The sequence below is a fragment of the Nitrospirillum amazonense genome (genome assembly GCF_007828035.1).
GTDB classification, from domain to species: domain Bacteria; phylum Pseudomonadota; class Alphaproteobacteria; order Azospirillales; family Azospirillaceae; genus Nitrospirillum; species Nitrospirillum amazonense.
This window is the reverse complement of the sequence record NZ_VITV01000006.1, coordinates 34,794-56,888: the sequence shown is the minus strand read 5'-3', so window position 1 is coordinate 56,888 and position 22,095 is coordinate 34,794. Positions and strand designations below refer to the sequence as shown.

At 66.8% G+C, this 22,095-nt stretch carries 12 protein-coding genes; 11 read left to right on the top strand and 1 reads right to left on the bottom strand.

The genetic code is table 11. The features are described from left to right. Positions 1-60 precede the first annotated feature (60 nt). The 10 genes from FBZ87_RS17805 (at position 61) to FBZ87_RS17760 (ending at position 19,429) form a co-directional block, all read left to right on the top strand. On the top strand, positions 61-2,655 hold the full coding sequence (locus FBZ87_RS17805) for a TonB-dependent receptor (protein WP_246134466.1): 2,595 nt from the start codon (positions 61-63) through the stop codon (positions 2,653-2,655). Between the two features lie 167 nt (positions 2,656-2,822). Then, a complete protein-coding gene (locus tag FBZ87_RS17800; protein ID WP_145611829.1) occupies positions 2,823-4,487 on the top strand; it encodes an alpha-L-fucosidase in 1,665 nt (554 codons plus the stop codon). A 31-nt stretch (positions 4,488-4,518) separates the two neighbouring features. Next, entirely contained in the window at positions 4,519-5,610 is a 1,092-nt protein-coding gene (locus tag FBZ87_RS17795) for a glycosyl hydrolase family 18 protein (RefSeq protein WP_145611827.1), read from the top strand. A 106-nt stretch (positions 5,611-5,716) separates the two neighbouring features. After that, entirely contained in the window at positions 5,717-7,987 is a 2,271-nt protein-coding gene (locus FBZ87_RS17790; RefSeq protein WP_246134465.1) for a family 20 glycosylhydrolase, read from the top strand. Between the two features lie 32 nt (positions 7,988-8,019). Continuing rightward, a complete protein-coding gene (locus FBZ87_RS17785) occupies positions 8,020-10,668 on the top strand; it encodes a beta-mannosidase (protein ID WP_246134464.1) in 2,649 nt (882 codons plus the stop codon). Next, complete coding sequence (locus FBZ87_RS17780) at positions 10,665-13,271, top strand: glycoside hydrolase family 3 protein (protein ID WP_211106980.1); 2,607 nt, start codon at positions 10,665-10,667, stop codon at positions 13,269-13,271. The genes FBZ87_RS17785 and FBZ87_RS17780 overlap by 4 nt, the downstream gene beginning before the upstream one ends. A gap of 25 nt (positions 13,272-13,296) precedes the next feature. Then, positions 13,297-14,733: a glycoside hydrolase family 125 protein gene (locus FBZ87_RS17775; protein WP_186454827.1), complete on the top strand. Its 1,437-nt coding sequence runs from the start codon at positions 13,297-13,299 to the stop codon at positions 14,731-14,733. Positions 14,734-14,798: 65 nt separating this feature from the next. Then, positions 14,799-16,646 (top strand): glycoside hydrolase family 35 protein, encoded by a 1,848-nt coding sequence (locus FBZ87_RS17770; protein ID WP_246134463.1) that lies wholly within the window; start codon positions 14,799-14,801, stop codon positions 16,644-16,646. 96 nt (positions 16,647-16,742) lie between these two features. Then, on the top strand, positions 16,743-19,064 hold the full coding sequence (locus FBZ87_RS17765; protein WP_145611826.1) for a GH92 family glycosyl hydrolase: 2,322 nt from the start codon (positions 16,743-16,745) through the stop codon (positions 19,062-19,064). A 17-nt stretch (positions 19,065-19,081) separates the two neighbouring features. After that, on the top strand, positions 19,082-19,429 hold the full coding sequence (locus tag FBZ87_RS17760) for an L-rhamnose mutarotase (RefSeq protein ID WP_211106979.1): 348 nt from the start codon (positions 19,082-19,084) through the stop codon (positions 19,427-19,429). Between the two features lie 167 nt (positions 19,430-19,596). Here the strand turns inward: FBZ87_RS17760 and FBZ87_RS17755 are convergent, their stop codons facing one another. Then, on the bottom strand, positions 19,597-21,096 hold the full coding sequence (locus FBZ87_RS17755; protein ID WP_145611824.1) for a CoA-acylating methylmalonate-semialdehyde dehydrogenase: 1,500 nt from the start codon (positions 21,094-21,096) through the stop codon (positions 19,597-19,599). A gap of 113 nt (positions 21,097-21,209) precedes the next feature. Between FBZ87_RS17755 and FBZ87_RS17750 the strand changes: the two genes are divergently transcribed. Further along, positions 21,210-22,094, top strand: coding sequence for a LysR family transcriptional regulator (locus FBZ87_RS17750; RefSeq protein WP_145611822.1), 885 nt, complete (start codon positions 21,210-21,212; stop codon positions 22,092-22,094). Position 22,095: the final 1 nt, after the last annotated feature.

Genomic DNA, 22,095 nt, shown 5'->3' with positions numbered 1-22,095 from the left:
TCGAAATCAAAGACATCGGCAGAACTCAGAAAAATAAAGCGCAGCAGGGGAAACCACATCATGGGAATTAAGAAGTATGCCTTGGTTACCACCATGCTGATGGGCGTGGGGGCGACATCGTTCATATCCATCCAGGCGTACGCGGCGGATGCCAATGCTGACGACGATCTGCAAGAGATCGTTGTAACAAGTATCCGCAAGAGTTTGGAGCGCTCCATCGAGGTGAAGCGCGAGGCGAATGCTATCGTCGACGTCATTTCGGCCGAGGGCGTGGGCAAGTTCCCCGACACCAACGTGGCGGAATCCCTGTCGCACCTACCCGGCATCAGTGTCGATCACCAGTTCGGCGAAGGCGAGAAGATCAGCATCCTGGGTACGGACCCGGCGCTGAACCGCATCCTGGTCGATGGCCAGAGCATCGCCTCGGCCGACTGGGGCGGCAACCCCAACGACCCGAACAGCCGCACCTTCAACTACAGCCTGCTGTCGCCGGAAATCATCGACCAGGCCGAGGTGTACAAGTCGACGGAAGCCCGCATCGACGAAGGCAGCTTGGGTGGTACCGTCATCATCCACACGCGCAAGCCGCTGGATCTGGACGCCAACACCCTGCGCGGCTCGGTCGGTTATTCGTACAACACGCGGTCTGAGCAAGGAAATCCGCGGGGGTCGCTGCTCTACAGCTGGAAGAACGCCGCCAGCAACTTCGGCGTGATGGTCGCCGGCACTTACGATAAGGAAGACTTGTCGCGCGCCGGTATCGAATTCTTCGGTTATGGCAGCGGCAAGGACATCACGGCGGCCAATCCGAATGTGGCCGTCACGGGCGGCGACATTAATTCCGCCAAGTACCCGGCTGGCATCAACGCCGCCTACTTCCAGCAGACCCGTGAACGCGAGGGCGTGCAGGCCGCCATTCAGTACCAGCCGACCGACACCCTCGATTTTGATCTGTCGGGTATCTACATTCATGGCGACTATAACAACTTCAGCCAATCTCGCTTTATCTACCCGGCTGGCAGCAAGAGTGCGTTCCAGACTGCCACGGTGAAGGACGGGTTGATCACCAACGCGACGTTGGGTAATGGCGCCTACACCGAACTGGACACGAATTATCGCCAGACCACGGTGCAGACCGCTCGCCTGAACTTGGCGGGCACCTGGACGCCGACCAAGGATTGGAAGGTCCACACCGACGTCGGCTACACCCGCGCCTTCGGTGGCAAGGACCCCGAATACCTGCTCTCGTTCTATTCGTCGGCGCCGTACAGCTTTGCGTATGACGGCACCAACACGAACGTCACCTACACCAATGGCTCCGCGTCCGGCAATGCGCTGTCGACCCGGGCTGCGGGCGGGCAAGCGGGCGGTATCGCGGCTCAGCTGAATGCCGACTCCGAGGCCTACGGCCAGATGGACGTGACCCATGATATCAACTTGGGTCCGATCACCAGCGTCCAGGCCGGTGTGAAATACACCGATCACCTGAACACGGTCCGCGCCTACGGCAGCCGGACCATGTCCAATGGCGCGGTTTCCCTGACCAGTCTGGGCGCGTCGCCGGTGCCGAGCAGCGTGTTCGACGACCTGAATGCGAGCGGCGACCTCATCCACTTCTCCACCATCAGCAAAGAAGCGGTGGTTAACTATCTGGATGGGCTGAACACCACCTACTATCGGGATTACGGTTCCGAATATAAGGTGACCGAGAAGAATGGGAATGCGTACGTGCAGGCCAACTTTGCCGGCACCAATTACCGCGGTAATTTGGGTGTGCGCTATGTGCACAGTGACGACGATATAAAGTTCTGGAACACCAGTGACAACGGCAACAGCTATCAGTCGGTGACCACGAATAACCGTTATGGCCGCTTCCTGCCGTCCTTCAACGTCGCTTATGACGCCACGGACGATGTGGTGGTTCGTTTCGGCGCCGCCAAGGTTATTGCCCGTCCGCGTTACGCCGACTACGCCGGCGCCTTCTCGAAGGATGACACCAGCTTTAACGGCAGTGGTGGCAACCCCAACCTGAAGCCGTACGAATCGAACAACTACGACGTTTCCGCGGAGTGGTACTTCAATAAGGACTCATTGGTTTCTGGCGAATTCTTCTTCCGCCAGATTTCGTCGTATATCGTGAGCGTCACGAAGGATAACGTCCCGCTTGTCAGTCAGCGCGACGGCCTGGTTCATGATTACTCGATCACAACGCCTCAGAACTTCTCTGATGCGAATGTTAAGGGCTTCTCTGCCCTTTATCAGACGAACATCGCCTATGGGTTTGGTGTCCAGACCAACTACACTTATGCGATCGCCGACACGGCCAGTGGCCTGAACATGCCGTACCTGTCGCGGCACACAGTGAACTTCATCCCCTATTATGAGCAGGGGCCGCTGCAGGCGCGTGTAAGCCTGGGGTGGCGTTCGTCCTACTTCACCAGCATCGGTCGCTTGAACTCGAACAACATGACCGACTCGTACATGCAGCTGGACTTCTCCGCCACTTACAGCATCACGGAGAACCTGCAGGCGACGGTGAATGCCACCAACCTGCTGGACGAGTTGTACTACTCGTACAGCGGCACGAAGGCCGCGCCGATCGGTTACTACCGCAACGGCAGCGTTTACTCCGTCAGCATGTCCTACAAGATGTAAGTCTCCCTCCCCTGGGCCGTCGCCTCGCGCTTTGGCGGCGGCCCATTCTTTTTTAAATTAAAGAAAAAATTTGGCAGAATGGAGCTCGGTTGACAGATCCGCCCCCTGCGGCGGGGCAGCGCCACTGCCCGCCGACCGACTCACCTGTCCGAACCGGAGGCCAAGCTATGATCCGCCGCTCTTCACGCTTGACCGGGGGGCGCCTGATCCGGGCCGGCCTGCTGGCGACGGCGCTGTCCGTTCCGGCAGGGGCGGCTCTCGCGGCCAAGCAGCCATCAGCGCCGGCGACCGCTCCCACCGCCGACACCCTGTCGCCGGCGCAAATCGATCTGCAATGGGAAAAGCGCGGCGCCAAGCATGTGTCCGACGTCGCCGCCGAGCTGAAGCAGGTGGAGCAGGGGGATGGGCAGGGCCCGTTCCGGCCGGACTGGGCCTCGCTGAAGACCTATCAGGTGCCGCAATGGTACGCGGACGCCAAGTTCGGTGTCTTCATCCACTGGGGCCTGTATTCCGTTCCCGCCTTTGGCAGCGAGTGGTACTCGCGCCTCATGTACACCAAGGGCACCAAGGAATACGACCACCACATCAAGACCTTCGGCCCCCAGGACAAGTTCGGCTACAAGGACTTCATCCCCCTGTTCAAGGCGGAGAAGTACGATCCCCGCGCCTGGGCCGCCCTGTTCCGGGCGGCCGGTGCCCAGTACGTGGTGCCGGTGGCGGAACATCATGACGGCTTCGCAATGTACGACACCAGGCTGTCGGACTGGTCGGCGGTGCGCATGGGGCCCAAGCGCGACCTGATCGGTGACTTGGCGCGGGCGGTGCGGGCCCAGGGCCTGCATCTTGGCCTGTCGTCCCACCGGGCGGAGCATGACTGGTTCTTTGACGAAGGGCGCAAGATCCCTTCAGACGTCAATGATCCACGCTACGCCGATTTCTACGGACCCGCCCAGCTGCGGGTGAAGGAGAAGGGGTCGGACGACGCCGACGTGTTCGGCGACTTCACGCCGGTATCGCAGGCCTGGCTCAGCGACTGGCTGGCCCGGTCGGCTGAGCTGGTGGATCTCTACCACCCCGACCTGATCTACTTCGACTGGTGGATCAGCCACCCGGCGTTCCGAAGCACGTTGCCCAAGTTCCTGGCCTATTATTACAACAGCCAGGCCAAGCTGGGCGGATCCGCCATCGTCAACTACAAGATCGGCGCTTTCCCCGAAGGCGCCGGCGTGCTGGACATTGAGCGTGGCCAGCTGCCGGGCATCCAGCCGCGCGTCTGGCAGACGTGCACCTCCATCAGCAACGACAGCTGGGGCTACGTCGAGAACGACACCTACAAATCGCCGCAGGCGCTGATCCACCTGCTGGCCGACGTGGTGTCCAAGAACGGCAACCTGTTGCTGAACATCGGCCCGCGCGCCGATGGCAGCATTCCTCAAGGGGCGCAGGACACGCTGATGGCCATGGGCGGCTGGCTGACGGTGAATGGCGAGGCCATCTACGGCACCCGGCCCTGGCGACAGTTCGGCGAAGGCCCGACCGAGGTGGCCAGCGGCTCCTTCCAGGAAACCAAGACCAAGCCCTACACGGCCCAGGATTTCCGTTTCACCACCAAGGGCGGGGCGCTCTACGCCATCGAGCTTGGCTGGCCGGCGGAAGGGGAGGCCGTGATCCACAGCCTGAAGGCGGAGGACAAGGTGAAGGCCGTGACCCTGCTGGGTACCGGAGGCGGCACGCTGACCTTCCGCCAGGATGCCGATGGCCTGCACCTGACCCTGCCGCAGCGGCCGGCGGGCGCCATCGCCGCCTACGTCTACCGCATCGAGATGCAGTGAGCGGCGTCAAGGCCGCCTTGAAGGAGATGTCATGAAACGACTGTTGGGAACGCTGGCCGCCGGCCTGTCTATGCTGGTGGCCGCCGGGTCCGCGTCCACCGCCTGGGCCGCCACTGGGGCCGCCACTGGGACTAAGGCGCCTACCGCCTTGTTCTATATGATGGAAACCCAGAAATCGATTAACTCGTTCGAGCAGCATATCGACAAGATCGACCTGTTGGTTCCCACCTGGTACGGCGTCGATCAGAACGGTCTGGTGTATGGGCAGCCCAACCCCTATGTGCTGAAGCTGGCCCACGAGAACAAGGTGCCGGTGATGCCCATCATCTCGCCGGTGGACAAGCAGAAGTTCCATGAGCTGATCACCAGTGAGCCGGCCAAGAAGGCCATGATCGCCTCGCTGTTGCAGCAGGCCAAGGAACACGGCCTGATCGGCTATCAGTTCGACTTCGAGAATATCGCCTGGACCGACCGCGACGCCTTTACCCTGCTGATCAAGCAGACGGCGACCGCCCTGCATGGCGCCGACCTGAAGCTATCCATCGCCGTGGTGCCCAACGCGCCGGGGCATGCCGGCCGCGGCCCCTTCTCCAAGTGGATGTGGGAATTCTGGCGCGGCGCCTTCGACTACAAGGCCATCGGCGACGCCGTCGACCTGTTCTGCCTGATGACCTATGACGAGCACACCCGCTGGACCGTGCCCGGCCCCGTCGCCGGCATGCCCTGGGTGATGGAGCACCTGAAGTACGCCCTGCAGTTCATTCCCAAGGAAAAGCTGTCGCTGGGCATCCCGCTCTATGGCTACCGCTGGTACACCGACAACCCGGTGAAGCCGGATGGGACCGAGGCGTCCAACATCGCCGGCGCCTACTTCGACGCCGACGAGTCCATCCCGCAGGCCAAGCAGTATGGCGCGCAGATCCAGTGGGATCCGGTGGAGCATGAGGCGTTCTATTACTTCTACCGCGACCAGATGCGGGAATGGGTGTTCATGCCGGAAGCCCGCAGCTTCCACGACCGCTATGCCCTGGTGAAGGAATACGGCCTGGAAGGCTTCTGCTCCTGGGTCCTGGGATCGGAAGATCCCAAGGTCTGGGACGAGCTGCCGAAGTCGCAGCGCTGACGCACGAAAGGGGACGGGTGTGAGGGGACTGGGGAAGCGGACCGCGACGGCGATCCTGGCCATGGCCTTGGGTGTCGCTGTGGGCAACCAAGGGGGCGCACCCTTGATGGCATCCGCCGCGGAGACGGCACCGCCGCCCTTGATTCCCCTCGCGGCCCAAGTCAATTCCGGGCAGGGCACCTTCACCCTGCCGGCGGGGGCGGTCATTGCCGTGCCCGCCGGCGACGCCCAGGCCCGGTTCGCCGCCGCCCAATTGGCCGATCAGGTCCGCCGTGTCCGTGGGCTGGACCTGATGGTGCGCAAGGCCCGGCAGGGGGCCGCGATCACCCTGGCCCTTCAGGCCGATGCGCCGGTCGCCCAGGCGGAAGGTTACACCCTGGAGGTGACGCCCAGCGGCGCCCATGTCACCGCCCGGGACGAGGCCGGTCTCTATTACGGGGCCATGTCCCTGGCCCAACTGCTGACGCCGGAGGGCGCACCCGGGGCGGACCAAGGGCCGGTGACCATACCGGCGCAGGAAATCCGTGACTGGCCGCGCTTTTCCTGGCGCGGCATGATGCTTGACGTGGCCAGGCACTTCCAGCCGCTGGACAGCGTCAAGGCCCTGATTGACCAGATGGCGGCGCACAAGCTGAACCGCCTGCATCTCCATCTCACCGACGACCAGGGCTGGCGGCTGGAGATCAAGCATTATCCGGAGCTGACCAAGATCGGCGCCTGGCGCACCCCGCCCAGCGTCGTATCGGGGCCCGGCGTCGTATCGGGGCCTTATGGCGGCTTCTACACCCAGGATCAGATCCGTGACCTGGTGGCCTATGCCGCCGCCCGGCATGTCACCATCGTGCCGGAGATCGACATGCCCGGCCACGGCCAGGCGGTCATGGCCTCCTATCCCAAGATCGGCGTCACCGGTGCCCGGCCCGCCGTGGCGGTGGATTGGGGCGTGAACCCCTACCTGTTCAATGTGGATGAGGCCAGCTTCACCTTCATCCAGACCGTGCTGGATGAGGTGATGGCGCTGTTCCCGTCCACCTACATCCACGTCGGGGGGGACGAGGCGCTGAAGGATGAGTGGAAGGGCTCACCCAAGGTGCAGGCACGCATGCGGGCCCTGGGCCTGAAGGATGAAAACGCGCTGCAGACCTGGTTCATCGAGCGCGTGGGCCAGTATTTGGCGGCCCATGGCCGGCGCATGATCGGCTGGGACGAGATTCTGGAAGGCGGCATCCCGCCCACGGCCACGATCATGTCCTGGCGCGGCACCAAGGGTGCCGTGGATGCCGCCCGCATGAACCACGACGTGATCCTGTCCCCGGCGCCCACCCTGTACCTGGACAGCCTGCAAAGCCGGCGGAATGATGAGCCGTCCGGCCGCCTGGCCATCGTCACCCTGGCGGACATCTATGCCTACGACGCCCTGCCGGCGGAACTGGATGCGGAGCAGGCGCGCCATGTGCTGGGCGGTCAGGGCAACCTCTGGACGGAATACATGATGACGCCGTGGCATGTGACCCATGCCATCTACCCCCGCATCGACGCCCTGGCGGAAGGGCTGTGGTCGCCTAAGGATCGGCGCGATTGGCGGGATTTCCTGGGGCGTTTGCCGGCGCAGCTGGCCCGTTACCGTCACCTGGGCGTGGACGCAGCCGACAGCGCCTTCGCCGTCGATTTCACGGTGGAGGGCGGGCCCAACGCCGCGTTGGCCGCCGGTGCCGCCACCGTGGCCCTGTCCAACCAGGCCAGCTTCGGCACCATCCGCTACACCACCGACGGCAGCGCGCCGACGCCCGCGTCCGCCCGCTACGAGGCGCCGCTGCACCTCACCCTGCCTGCCATCCTGAACGCGGCCGTGTTCAGCGACGCCGGCCAGATGCTGGCGGCCCCCCGCCGATATGATCTGACCGCCGATGCGTTGCGCACGCGGCAGAGTGGGGAGCTGTCGGCCTGTCCCGAAGGCGAAATGGGCCTGCGCATTCCCCTGACGCCGGACGCGACCACCCGCGCCCCTGTGTTCAACGTCAACCTGTTCGATGCCTGCTGGGTCTATCCCAAGGCCCGGCTGAACGGCGTCACCGCGCTGACGGTGCAGGCGGCCCGCCTGCCGCGCAACTACGGTTTGGCCCATGACGCCGTCAAGGTGCGCAGCCATCCCGCGGCCACGCCGAACGGCGAGCTGGTGGTGAGGATGGACGGGTGCGACGGGCCGGTGGCCGCCACCGTGCCCCTGCCATCGCCGGCCAAGGCGCCGGCACAGTTCCCCCTGACCACCCCGCTGCCGGTGACGACGGGGGAGCATGACCTATGCCTGACGTACACCGCGTCTATCCATGGTCCGCTATATGCCATCGGAAGTGTCAGCCTGCAGGCCGAACCATGACTAAGCTGATGCCGCACCAGAGGAAATTTCCCATGCCGCGCGCCCTGAACCGCTCCCTGTCCCTGGCGTTCGTCTTGGCGCTGATGGCGCCCGGCCTGGCCGAAGCGGCGCCGGTGACGCGGGACCTGGACCAAGGCTGGACCTTCCGCCTGGCGCCGCAGGATCCGGCCGCCAAGACGCATGGAGGAGAGACGCAATGGCGGGCGGCCACCGTGCCTGGCGCGGTGCAGACCGACCTTCTGGCCCTGGGCCGCATCGGCGATCCGTTCTACCGTGACGCCGAGGCGGGCCTGCAATGGATTGGCCTGGCCGACTGGGACTACCGCACCACCCTGGCCGTGGATGAGGCGACGCTGCGCCATGACCATGTCGACCTGGTGTTCGAGGGGCTGGACACCTTCGCCGATGTCAGCGTGAACGGCAAACCGTTGCTATCGGCCGACAACATGTTCCGCCGCTGGCGCGTGCCGGTGAAGCAGGCGCTGCGCCCCGGCGCCAACACCCTGTCGGTGGCGCTGCACTCCCCCATTGCCAAGCTGCAACCCTGGTTGCTGAAGCAGCCCTATGCCTTGCCGGGCGAGTTCGACAGTGCCTTCGGCGATGAGCCGGTGGGCAAGCAGACCTCCAACTACGTGCGCAAGGCCAACTACCAGTATGGCTGGGATTGGGGTCCCCGCTACGTCACCCTGGGCATCTGGCGGCCGGTGCGGCTTGAGGCTTGGGATGGCCCTCGCCTGGCCGATTTCCACGTCGATCAGCAGAAGGTGGGAACCGAGACGGCGGCGGTGCGGGCGGAGTTCGAGATCGCCGCCGACCGGCCGGGCACGGTGCGCGTGACCGTCATCCCCACCGCGCCGGATGGCACGGCGCTGCCCGCCGTTACCCAGGACGTGGCGCTGGACGCCGGCACCAACCAAGTCAGCCTGCCGGTGCGTATCGACCATCCCCGCCTGTGGTATCCGGTGGGCTATGGCGCGCCCGACCTCTACACCTTCAAGGCGACCATCAGCGATGGCGCGGAGGTGGTGGCGACCTCCGCGCGGCGCACCGGCCTGCGCCAGGTGGAACTGCGCCGCGCGCCGGACCAGTGGGGCAAGAGCTTCGAGTTCGTGGTGAACGGCATCCCCGTCTTCGCCAAGGGCGCCAATCTGATCCCCATGGACAGCTTCCCCAGCCGGGCGCCGGCGGAAACCGCTCGCGCCCTGCTGCAATCGGCCCGCGACGCCAACATGAACATGCTGCGCATGTGGGGCGGCGGCCACTACCAGGACGACGCCTTCTACGACCTGGCGGACGAGATGGGCATCATGGTGTGGCAGGATTTCATGTTCGGCGGCGCCATCACCCCCTATGACGTGGCCTTCCGCGAGAGCAGCCGGGCCGAGGCGGTGGACCAGGTGAAGCGCCTGCGCGACCACCCCAGCATCGTCCTCTGGTGCGGCAACAACGAGGTGCAGACCGGCTGGGAATCCTGGCCCGACCGCCAGACGTTCAAGGACAGCATCGCCCCGGTGGAGCGGGAGCGCATCGTCACCGGCATGACCGTGCTGTTTGGTGACGTGCTGCGCGGCGTGGTCGCCAAGTATGCCGGCGGCGTGCCCTATTGGGCCAGCACCCCCAGCACCGATTTCGACGGCCCCGCCGACCAGATGGACGACGGCGACAAGCACTACTGGAAGGTGTGGTCCGGCTCCGCCCCGCTGGAGGATTACCTGGACACCACGCCGCGCTTCCAGTCCGAGTACGGCCTGCAATCCTTCCCCGTGATGCGCACGGTGCGCGCCTTCGCCAATGCAGAGGATCTGGCCAGCCCGAATTCGCCGGTCATGCGGGCGCACCAGAAGTTCGCCAATGGCAGCGGCAATGACCGCCTGCTGTTTTACATCCGCAAATATTATGGCGAGCCCAAAGACTTCGCCGCCTTTGTCTACCTTAGCCAGGTGATGCAGGCGGAAGGCATACAGATGGCGGCGGAGCATCTGCGCGCCTCGCGGCCGCATAGCATGGGCTCGCTGTACTGGCAGCTGAATGACGTGTGGCCGGGTGCCTCCTGGTCCAGCATCGACTATTTCGGCCGGTGGAAGGCGCTGCAGTTCCACGCCCGACGCTTCTACGCCCCGCTGCTGGCCGCGGCCCAACGCCATAACGGCAAGACCGACATCCACTTGGTGTCGGACCTGACCGCGCCGCTGGCGGTGCAATGGCGCCTGCGGGTCATGGATCTGGACGGCACTGTGCGGCAGGAGCGGACCACGCCGGTCACCCTGGCGCCGCTGTCCAGCACGGATGTCGGTACCTTCGAGGATGCCGCCCTGTTGAAGGGGGCCGATCCGGCCCGCACCGTCGCGGTGGTGGAACTGCTGCAGGGCGGCCAGCCGGTATCGCGCGAGATCGTCTATTTCGCCGACGCCATCGACCTGGCCCTGACGGATCCGGGGCTGACCGCCGACCTGCAGCCCGCCGCCGACGGCTATACCCTGACGATCAAGGCGCAGCGCTTGGCGCGTGGCGTCTGGGTGGAATTCGGTGACAGGGACGCCAGCCTGTCGGACAACGCCTTCGACCTGCTGCCGGGCCAGACGGTGACGCTGGCCGTGCGCAGTGCCGCCGACATCGCCGCCCTGCGCCAGGCCCTGTCCGTGCGCTCCCTGGCCGGCGCCACCAAGGGGGCGCGGTCGTGAGGCGGGTTCTCGCGCTGGGGGCGGCGCTGCTGTCCCTGGTCCTGCCCACCGGGGCTTGGTCGCAGACGGATAGCGAGGTTCTGGTCAACCGCATGACCCTGGCCGAAAAGATCGGCCAGATTCAAAGCGCAGCCCCCGCCATCCCGCGCCTGGATCTGCCGGCCTACGAATGGTGGAACGAAGGGTTGCACGGCGTCGCCCGTGCCGGCTACGCCACCGTTTTCCCCCAGGCCATCGGCCTGGCCGCGACCTGGGACACCGACCTGCTGCGCCGGGTGGGCGATACCGTGTCTACCGAGGCGCGGGCGAAGTTCAACGCCGCCGGCCCCAAAGCCGATCATGACCGCTACCAGGGCCTAACCATCTGGTCGCCCAATATCAACATCTTCCGCGACCCGCGCTGGGGCCGGGGGCAGGAAACCTATGGCGAGGATCCCTACCTGACCGGCCGGCTGGCCGTGGCCTTCATCCAGGGCATCCAGGGGCCGGATCCAGCCCATCCCAAGGCCATCGCCACCGCCAAGCATTTCGTCGTGCACAGCGGGCCGGAGGCCGGGCGCCACGCCTTCGATGTCGACGTCTCGCCCCATGATCTGGAGGCGACCTACCTGCCGGCCTTCCGCGCGGCCGTCACGGAAGGGCAGGTGGGGTCCGTCATGTGCGCCTACAACGCCCTGCACGGCACCCCCGTCTGCGCCGATCCGGAACTGCTGAACGGCCGGCTGCGGCGGGATTGGGGGTTCAAGGGCTATGTCGTGTCCGACTGCGACGCCGTGGACGACATGACACGCTTCCACCACTACCGCGCCGACAATGCCGGCTCGGCCGCCGCTGCGCTGCTGGCTGGCACTGATCTGAACTGCGGCGGCGGCGGCCGCTACGCCTATGCAGACCTGAATGCCGCCGTCAGCCAGCATCTGGTGACGGAGGGTGCGGTGGACCAGGCGGCGCGGCGCGTCATGGCCGCCCGCGCCCGGCTGGGCGCCTTCACCGCCGCCGACCCTTACGCCGACATCGGGGCGGAGCGCATCGACGACGTGAACGCCCGCGCCCTGGCGCTGGAGGCGGCGCGCAAATCCATCGTGCTGCTGAAGAACCGCAACAACGCGCTGCCGCTGGCCCCCGGCTCCAACTTGGCAGTGGTTGGCCCTAACGCCGACGCGCTGGGCGTGCTGGAGGCCAATTATCACGGCACCGCCGTCCAAGCCTACACGCCCCTGGCGGCGCTGCGCATGGCCCCGGGCGTGGGCACCGTCCGCTACGCCCAAGGGTCGACCCTGGCGGAGGGCGTGCCCGTGCTGGTGCCGGAGACGGCGCTGAAGACGGGGGCGGGCAGCGGGGCGGAGGCCGGCCTGACCGGCGACTATTTCGACAGCCTGGATTTCAGCGGCGAACCGCGCCTGACCCGCACCGACCGCACCGTCGATTTCGACTGGGACAAGGTGCCGCCGGTTCCCGGCATGGACGCGCGCCGCTACGCCGCGCGCTGGACCGGCCTGCTGGTGCCGCCGGGGCCAGGCGACTACACCCTGGCGGTGCGGATGGACCGCTGCTTCGACTGTCAAGGGCATGACCCCGTGCGCCTGTACCTGGACGGTCGGCTGGTGCTGAACGACCCCGGCACCGGCAAGGACAGTGACCTCATGGTGTCCTTGCATGTCGAGGGCACCAGCCCCCACCGCCTGCGCCTGGAGCTGGTGCACAGCGGCCAGGACCAGGGTGTGCGCCTGATGTGGCTGGCCCCGGCGGAGGTCCAGCGGGCGGAGGCTTTGGCCGCCACCAAAGGCGCAGACGCCATCATCGCCTTCGTCGGCCTGTCGCCGGACGTGGAGGGGGAGGAACTGGGCATCGCCGTACCGGGCTTCGATGGCGGCGACCGCACCGATATCGGTCTGCCTCTGCCGCAACGCCAATTGCTGGAGGCCCTGGCCACGACCGGCAAGCCTTTGGTCGTGGTGCTGATGTCCGGCAGCGCCGTGGCCCTGACCTGGGCGCAGGATCATGCCGACGCCGTGCTGGCCGCCTGGTACCCGGGGGAGCGCGGCGGCCGGGCGCTCGCCGAGACGCTGACGGGCAGCAACAACCCCTCGGGCCGCCTGCCGGTGACCTTCTACCGCTCCGTCCGCGACCTGCCGCCGTTCGTTGACTATGCCATGGCCGGGCGCACCTACCGCTATTTCGAGGGCACGCCGCTGTACCCCTTCGGCTTCGGCCTCAGCTACACCCGCTACGCCTATGACGATCTGACGCTGTCCGCGACCGATCTGCCGGCCGGCCAGCCGCTGACGGCCAGCGTCACGGTCAGGAACGTAGGCGACCATCCGGGTGAGGAGGTGGCGCAGCTGTATGTCACGCCGCCGTCCGGCCCCCTGGCGCCGCGCCGCCTGCTGGCTGGGTTCCAGCGCGTGCACCTGGAACCGGGGGAGAGCAAGCGCGTGACCTTCCAGGTGCAGCCCCGGGACATCGGTGGCGTGGACGCCGCCGGTAACCGCACGGTGGAGGCGGGGCGCTATCAGGTTTTCGTGGGTGGCGGCCAGCCGGACTTCACCCCGGGCATCGAGAAGACGGTCGACATCCAGGGTCGCCAGGCCCTGCCAAAATGAACGGGGCCGAAATGAGGGACGCGGGATGATCAGCCGTCGTGACACGCTGTGGGGTCTGGCGGGTGGCGTTTTGGCAGGAGCCCTGCCGGCAAAGCGCACCCATGCCGCCCCCCTTGCCAGCCGGCGCCCGCCGCCGGCCCAACGCAAGGTGTCCAGCCCGGCGGTGGAGCGGGAGTTGGCGCGGGTGAAGGCCGCCATCGCGGATCCGGAGCTGGCCTGGCTGTTCGAGAACTGCTTCCCCAACACCCTGGACACGACGGTGGAACTGGGGCGGCTGGATGGCAAGGCCGACAGCTTCGTCATCACCGGCGACATCGAATGCCTGTGGCTGCGCGACAGCTCCGCCCAGGTGTGGCCTTACCTGCCGCTGGCCAGGAACGACGCCGTTTTGCGCCAAGTGTTCCAGGGCCTGATCCATCGCCAGGCGCGCTGCATCCTGATCGACCCCTACGCCAACGCCTTCCTGCCGGACCCCAAGGGCACCACCCCCAACAAATGGGCCGTGGGCGACCTGACGGAGATGAAGCCCGGCGTCGCGGAGCGGAAGTGGGAGATCGACAGCCTGTGCTATCCCATCCGCCTGGCCCATGGCTATTGGCGGGCCACGGGGGATGTGGCGCCCTTCGATGAGGAATGGCGGGCGGCCATGCGCCTGGTGGTGGCCACCTTCCGCCAGCAGCAACGCAAGGACGGCCCCGGCCCCTATCGCTTTCAGCGCAAGGCGGAGACGCCGACGGAAACCTTGGCGTTGGACGGCTACGGCTTCCCCACGCGCAAGGTGGGCATGATCCACGCCATGTTCCGCCCCTCGGATGACGCCTGCCTGTATGCCTTTAACATCCCCGGCAACCTGTTCGCGGTCACAGCCCTCCGCCTGCTGGTGCCCCTCTGGCGCGCCGTGGGTGGGGAGGAAGCGCTGGCCCAGGACGCGCTGGCCCTGGCGGTGGAGGTGGAGGCCGCGGTGCATGCCCATGGCCGTCTGTCCGACGCAGCCGGCCAGGACATCTGGGCCTATGAGGTCGACGGCTTCGGCAACCGCCTGTTCATGGACGACGCCAACGTGCCCAGCCTGCTGGGCCTGCCCTACCTGGGCTGCTGCGCTGCCGATGATCCCCTGTACCGCCGCACCCGGGCGCGGGTATGGAGCGGCGACAACCCCTATTTCTTCCAGGGCGCCGCCGCCGAAGGCGTCGGCGGTCCGCATGAGGGCCTGCGCATGATCTGGCCCATGGCCATCATCGTCCGCGCCCTGACCAGCGACGACGACGCGGAGATCCGCCAGTGCCTGGGCTGGCTGAAGACCACGCACGCCGGCACCGGCTTCATGCATGAAGCGTTCGACCAGGATGATCCCACCCATTTCACCCGATCCTGGTTCGCCTGGGCCAACACCCTGTTCGGCGAACTGATGATCGACCTGCTGGCCCGCAAGCCGGCGCTGCTGCGCGCGCCCCTGCGCTGAGTGGACAGGACACGCATGCCGACGCCTGACCGGCGCCTCCCCAGGACCTCTTGAACCGGATAGCCATGATCCCCCGCAGAACCTTCCTGGCCGGCGCCGCCGGTGTCACCGCTGCCGCCATGGCGCCCTTCACGGGCGCACGGGCCGGCACCAGCCGGTTCACCACCAGCGGCGACCACTTCCTGCTGGACGGCCAGCCCCTGCAGATCCTGGCCGGGGAACTGCACTACCCCCGCATCGCCCGCGCGGACTGGCGCGACCGCCTGCGCAAGCTGAAGAGCCTGGGCCTGAACACGCTTAGCGCCTACGTCTTCTGGAACGCCCATGAAAAGGCGCCGGGGCGGTATGACTTCACCGGCAACCTGGACCTGTCCGCCTGGCTGGCCCTGGCGCAGGAGGAGGGCCTGCACGTCCTGCTGCGCGTCGGGCCCTATGCCTGCGCGGAATGGGACGGCGGCGCGCTGCCCGCCTGGGTTTTCCCCGACGAAAGCGTCAAGGCCCGGTCGCTGGACCCCACCTATATGAACCTGTCCGGCCGCTGGCTGAAGCGGCTGGGGCAGGAAGTCGCCCATCTGGAGATCGACAAGGGCGGGCCGGTCCTGATGACCCAGGTGGAGAATGAATACGGCTCCTTCGGTCAGGACCGCGCCTATATGGAGGCCGTGCGCGACCAGATCCGGTCGGCGGGCTTCGATGGCGCGCTGTACACGGTGGACGGCGCGTCGGTCATTGAGAAGGGCGCCCTGCCGTCGCTGATCAACGGTGTCAACTTCGGTACCACGGACAAGGCGGAGGAGGAGTTCAAGCGCTACGCCGCGTTCAAGCCGTCCGGTCCCCGCATCTGCACCGAACTGTGGGGCGGATGGTTCGATCATTTCGGCGAGGTGCATTCCGCGATGCCGGCGCCGCCCTTGCTCGACAGCCTGACATGGATGCTGGACCGCCAAATCTCGGTCAGCTTCTACATGGCGCATGGCGGCACGTCGTTCGGGTTCGATGCCGGCGCCAACTTCGATCGCAAGACCGAAACCTATCAGCCCGACATCTCCAGCTATGACTATGACGCCCTGTTCGATGAGGCCGGGCGCCCCACGCCGAAATTCAGCGCGGTGCTGGAGGTGATGAGGCGCTACCTGCCGGCGGAGCGGTTCGCCCCCCTGCCGGCGCCGCAGAAGGCGCTGGAAATCCCCCGCTTCCGACTGACGGAGACGGCGGCGGTCACGCCCCTGTTCGGCAGGCCGGTGGCGGCGTCGGTCCCCCGCACGCTGGAATCGCTGGGCCAAAGCCATGGGCTCATGCGCTATCGCCACCGGTTCGCCAAGGCCGCCAAGGGCACCCTGCGCATCGGCGAGGTTCGCGATTATGCCGTGGTGTCGGTCAACGGCCGCCGCGTCGGCGTGCTGGATCGGCGCCTGACCGAGCGGGAAATCACTCTGTCCGTCCAGGCGGGGGACAGCCTGGAGGTCCTGGTCGATACCATGGGGCACGTCAATTATGGCGAGCGCATCGGCCGGGACCAGAAGGGCCTTATCGGCGGGGTGACGCTGGAGGGCCAACCTTTGCAGGGCTGGACCCACGAGGGGCTGCCGTTGGACGACCTGGACGGCCTGGCGTTCCGGGCTGGCATGACGGGCGACGGCCCCGCCTTCCACCGCGGCACGTTCGAGATCAAGGAGGCCGGTTACACCTTCCTCGACATGCGTGGCTGGGGCAAAGGCTACGCCTGGGTCAACGGCCATAACCTCGGCCGCCATTGGTCGGTCGGGCCGCAACGCACCCTGTTCGTGCCGGAGAGCTTTCTCAAGGTCGGGGTGAACGAGGTGGTCGTTTTCGACCTGCACCCGGTCCCGGACGCCAGCCTGGCTGGCGTCCACGCGCAGATTTGGGACCTGCCCGGACAGGTCAAGGAATAGGTGTCCACACAATGAGCCCGCCGATCCCCGTGTGGGACGGCGGCGCCGTGAGCGGCCCCGCGAGCAGGCGAGGACGCGATGGGGAAGGAGAAGATCATGCTGACACGTCGGACGTTGCTGGGGGGCACCGCCGGCCTGGCCTTGCTGGGCGGAAGCGGGCTGCCGCTAACCGCAGCCCGGGCGGAAGAAGGCCAGGATCTGACCCGCTGGGTCGATCCCTTCATCGGCACCGGCGGGCATGGCCACACCTACCCCGGCGCCACCGTGCCCTTCGGCATGGTGCAACTGAGCCCGGACACCGACAACGGCCGCTGGGACTCTTGCTCGGGCTATCACCATGATGACCGCACCCTGATGGGCTTTTCCCACACCCATCTCAGCGGCACCGGCGTGGGCGACATGCTGGACGTGCTGGTGGTGCCCAGGGTCGGCCCGGTGGTGCTGCAGCCGGGTAGCCTTGAGGCCCCCGAGGGCGGCTACCGCGCCCGCTTCGACCATGCCGACGAACAGGCATCGCCCGGCTATTACCGCGTGCGGCTGAAGGATAGCGGCATCGCGGCGGAACTGACGGCCACGGCGCGTGCCGGTCTGCACCGCTATACCTTCCCGCAGGGAAAGGACGGGGCGCACCTGCTGATCGACTTCCACCACGGCATGCAGGACAAGCACGGCGTGCCCACGCGGGTGACCGACGCCAGCCTGCGGCTGGTGGGCAACGACACCCTCGCGGGTGGTCGGCGAGTGCATCAGTGGGCCGATGGGCGCCGCATCTATTTCGCCCTGAAGCTGTCGCGGCCTTTCGCCACGGCCCAGCTGTATTCCGACGACCAGCCGGTGGCGGGCGACCAGGCGGCCGGCACCAACCTGAAGTGCGCGCTACATTATCCCGACGCCGCCCAGGCGCCCCTGCTGGTCAAGGTCGGCCTGTCCGCCGTGGACGAGGCGGGCGCGTTGCGCAACCTGCAGGGCGACATTCCCGGCTGGGATTTCGACCGCGTGCGCGGTGCCGCTCGCGACGCCTGGCAATCGGAACTGTCCCGTATCCGCATCGACGCGGACAGCGACACCGATCGCCGCATCTTCTACACCGCCCTCTACCATGCCCTGCTGGCGCCCACGCTGTTCAGCGACGTTGACGGGCGCTATCGCGGCATGGACGACGCCGTCCACCAGATGCCGGCGGGGCGCCACACCTATTCCACCTATTCGCTGTGGGACACCTATCGCGCCCTGCACCCCCTGTTCACGCTGGTGCAGCCCGATCGCGTGCCCGACCTGGTGGACGGGCTGGTGCGCATGGCGGTGGAAAGCCCGGCCGGCCCGCCCGTCTGGCCGCTGCAGGGGCGGGAAACGGGCTGCATGATCGGCTGGCATTCGGCCGTCGTGCTGGCGGAGGCGCAGGCCAAGGGCTTCAAGGGCATCGACTACAAGGCCGCCTGGCCAGTGTTCCGCAAGCGCGCGTTCGAGGACACCACCCTGGGTATGGGCGAGTACCGCCGCCTGGGCTACATCCCCAGCGACACGGTGGACGAGGCGGTCAGCAAGACCCTGGAGTACGCCTATGATGACTGGGCCCTGGCCCATCTGGCGGCGGGGGCCGGCGCCCGTGACGACGCCCGCGCCCTGGCCGACCGTTCCCGCAACTACCGCCATGTGTTCGACCCGGCGCTGACCTTCGTGCGCGCCCGCGACAGCGCCGGCAAGTGGATCGAGCCGTTCGATCCCCGCGCCATGGGCCACATGAAGAGGTGGCGGGACTTCACCGAGAGCAACGCCTGGCAGGCCACCTTCCTGAACCAGCATGACCTCTACGGCTATATGGACATGTTCGGCGGGGCCGACGCGTTCGAGCGCAAGCTGGATGAGCTGTTCACCACCAGTTCGGAGATGCCGGCGGACGCGCCGCCCGACATCGCCGGCCTTGTGGGCCAATACGCCCACGGCAATGAGCCCAGCCACCACGTGGCCTATCTCTACGCCTACGCCGGCGCCCCTCATAAGACCCAGGCGCGAGTGCGCATGCTGTTGCGCACCATGCACCAGGACCAGCCGGACGGGCTGGCGGGAAATGAGGACTGCGGCCAGATGAGCGCCTGGTACCTGATGAGCGCGCTGGGCCTCTATGCCGTCGACCCGGTGACGCCCATCTACGTCTTCGGCTCGCCGCTGTTCCGGCGGGCGGAGCTGGCCGTGGGGCAGGGCCGCCGGCTGGTGGTGGAGGCGCCGGGCAACGGGCCCGACAGTCCCTATATCCAGTCCGTCTCCTGGAACGGCGCGGCCTATACCAAGAGCTGGATCAGCCATGCCAGCCTGGCGGCGGGCGGACGGCTGACCTTCCAGATGGGGCCGAAGCCCAACCCCCGCTTCGGTGCCGACGCGGCCGACCGGCCGCCGTCCTTCGCACCGGTTAAGGTGTGAATATTACAAGAAAGACAATGATGAACCGCCATGTCCTGATACTGGATCTGAAGTCCGATCCCGCCTTGATCGAGCGTTATCGCCAGTGGCACGCGCCGGGCAAGGTACCGTCGGCCGTGGTGCGCGCCATCCGCCGGGCCGGCATCCTGGAGATGGAAATCCATCTCTGCGGCGACCGGCTGGCGATGATCGTGGAGGTGACGGATGACTACGACCCCGAGGCCAAGGCTGAAGCCGATATCGCCGATGCGGACGTCCAGGCGTGGGAGGCGCTGATGGATACCTTTCAGCGCCCCCTACCCTGGGCCAAGCTGGGGGAGAAATGGGTGCCGGCGGAGCGTATCTTCAGCCTGGCCGAGCAGTAATACCAAGGAGCGATAATTTCCATTCATCGCTCCTTGGTATCGGCGGCGACTGCCGCCGCGCGCCGTGAGGCGCGGAAGCCAAGCCGCCGGATGGCGGCGCCGGCGATTGAGGGCGATGGGCCTGGCCATAGGTCAGGATCATCGCTACTTGGTATAAGACCCAACCCTTACTTCATCGTCGGCATGACGAACTCCGCGCCGGCGCGGATGCCCGTGGGCCACCGGGTGGTGATGGTCTTCAGCCGGGTGTAGAAGCGGATGCCCTCGGGCCCATGCATGTGGTGGTCGCCGAACAGCGACTGCTTCCAGCCGCCGAAGGAATGGAAGGCCATGGGCACGGGGATGGGCACGTTGATGCCCACCATGCCCACCTGGATCTGGTGGGCGAACTCACGGGCGGCGTCGCCATCGCGGGTGAAGATGGCGGTGCCGTTGCCATAGGGGTGATCGTTGATCAACTGGGCCGCCTGGTCGTAGCTGTGCGCCCGCACCACCGACAAGACAGGGCCGAAGATCTCCTCCCGGTAAATGCTCATGTCCGGCGTCACGTGGTCGAACAGCGTGCCGCCCAGGAAATAGCCATTCTCATAGCCCTGCAGACGGATATCGCGGCCATCCACCACCAGTTTAGCGCCTTCGGCCACACCCGCCTCGATATAGCCACGTACCTTGTCCAGATGCTGGCGGGTGACCAGGGGGCCCATTTCCGACTGAGGGTCGGTGCCTGGCCCCACCTTCAGCGTGCGCAGCCGGTCGGCCAGGCGGCCGACAAGGGCGTCGGCCGTGGCCTGGCCCACCGGCACCGCGACGGAAATGGCCATGCAGCGCTCGCCCGCCGAACCGTAGGCGGCGCCCATCAGGGCGTCCACCGCCTGGTCCAGGTCGGCGTCGGGCAGGATGACCATGTGGTTCTTGGCCCCGCCCAGGGCCTGGCAGCGCTTGCCGTGGCGCGCGGCCGTCTCATAGATGTACTGGGCGATGGGGGTGGAGCCTACGAAGCTGACGGCCTGCACCTGCGGGGCGGTCAGCAGCGCGTCGACCGCGACCTTGTCCCCGTTCACCACGTTGAAGACGCCGGCGGGCAGGCCCGCTTCCTCCAGCCACCGGGCGATGACCAGGGCGGCCGACGGATCCCGTTCCGAAGGTTTCAGGATGAAGGTGTTGCCGGCGGCCAACGCCACGGGGAACATCCACATGGGCACCATGGCCGGGAAGTTGAACGGGGTGATGCCGGCGACCACGCCCAGGGGCTGGCGCAGCGAATGGCTATCCACCCGCGTGCCGACATTTTCCGTCACCTCGCCCTTCAGCAGGGTGGGGGCGGCCGTGGCGAACTCCACCACCTCCATGCCCCGCTGGATTTCGCCCAGCGCGTCGGAATGCACCTTGCCGTGTTCGGACACGATGACGGCGGCCAGTTCGTCCGCCCGGTCCTCCAGGATGCGCAGGAAGCGGTTCAGGATGCGGGCGCGGCGCAAGGGCGGCGTGGCGGCCCAGGCGGGAAAGGCGGCCGATGCCGCCGCCACGGCCGCCGCCACCTCATCGACGGAGGCGAGGTCGACGCGGGCCGTCTCCTCACCCGTGGCCGGGTTATAGACGGGCGCGGTGCGGCCGGACTGGCCAGCTTGGGGGCGGCCTGCGATGTGATGGGGGATGGATTTGGTCATGACGCTCGTTCCTCCGCCGGGTCTTATCCCCTCGCTTATCCGGCTTGCAGAACTGCGCATCAACCTGCAATGTCGCGGCTTCGTTGTGCGGATTTTATAGTCTGGACGGGCCTATGGAATGGGATCAGGTTCGCGTCTTCCTGGCCGTCGCTCGTGCTGGGCAAATCCTGGGGGCTGGCCAGCGCCTGGGCCTGAACCACGCCACGGTGGCCCGACACCTGACGGCGCTGGAAACATCCCTGGGCGTGCTGCTGGTGGAGCGGCGGCCGCAGGGTTGCACCCTGACACCGGCGGGTGAGACGCTGATGGCCGCGGCCGAGCGCATGGAGTCCGAGTTGCTGCAGGCCGGTTCCATCCTCTCCGGCAGTGCCGACCGGCTGACCGGCACGGTGCGGGTGGGCGCGCCGGACGGCATCGGCACCTATTTTCTGGCGCGGGAACTGGGCGCCCTGGCGGAACGGCATCCCGGCCTGACCATCCAGTTGGTGCCCCTGCCGCGCACCTTCTCCCTTTCCCGGCGCGAGGCGGACCTGGTCATCACCCTGGAACAGCCGGACCACGGCCGGCTGATGGTGCGCAAGCTGACCGACTATTCCTTGAGCCTTTACGCCAGCCAGAGGCACCTGGATCGCCATGGCCCGCTGCGCGCGGCGGCGGATCTGGCTGGGCGGCTGTTCGTCACCCATGTGGAGGACTTCGCCTACAGCCGGGCCCTGGACTATGCCGGGGAGGTCGGCCGCCACACCGACCGTCATTACGAATGCGGCAGCGTCGTCGCCCAGATCGAGGCGGTGCGGTCGGGCCACGGCATCGGCGTGCTGCACGATTACGCGGCCGCGGGCTTTCCGGAACTGGTGCGGGTGCTGCCGGACATCCGCTTCACCCGCACTTATTGGCTGCTCAGCCATCCCGACAGCCACCACACCCGGCGCATCGCCGCCGTGCGCGAGCATATCGCCGACCGCATTGCCGCCGCGCGCGGCATGATGCTGGCCTGAG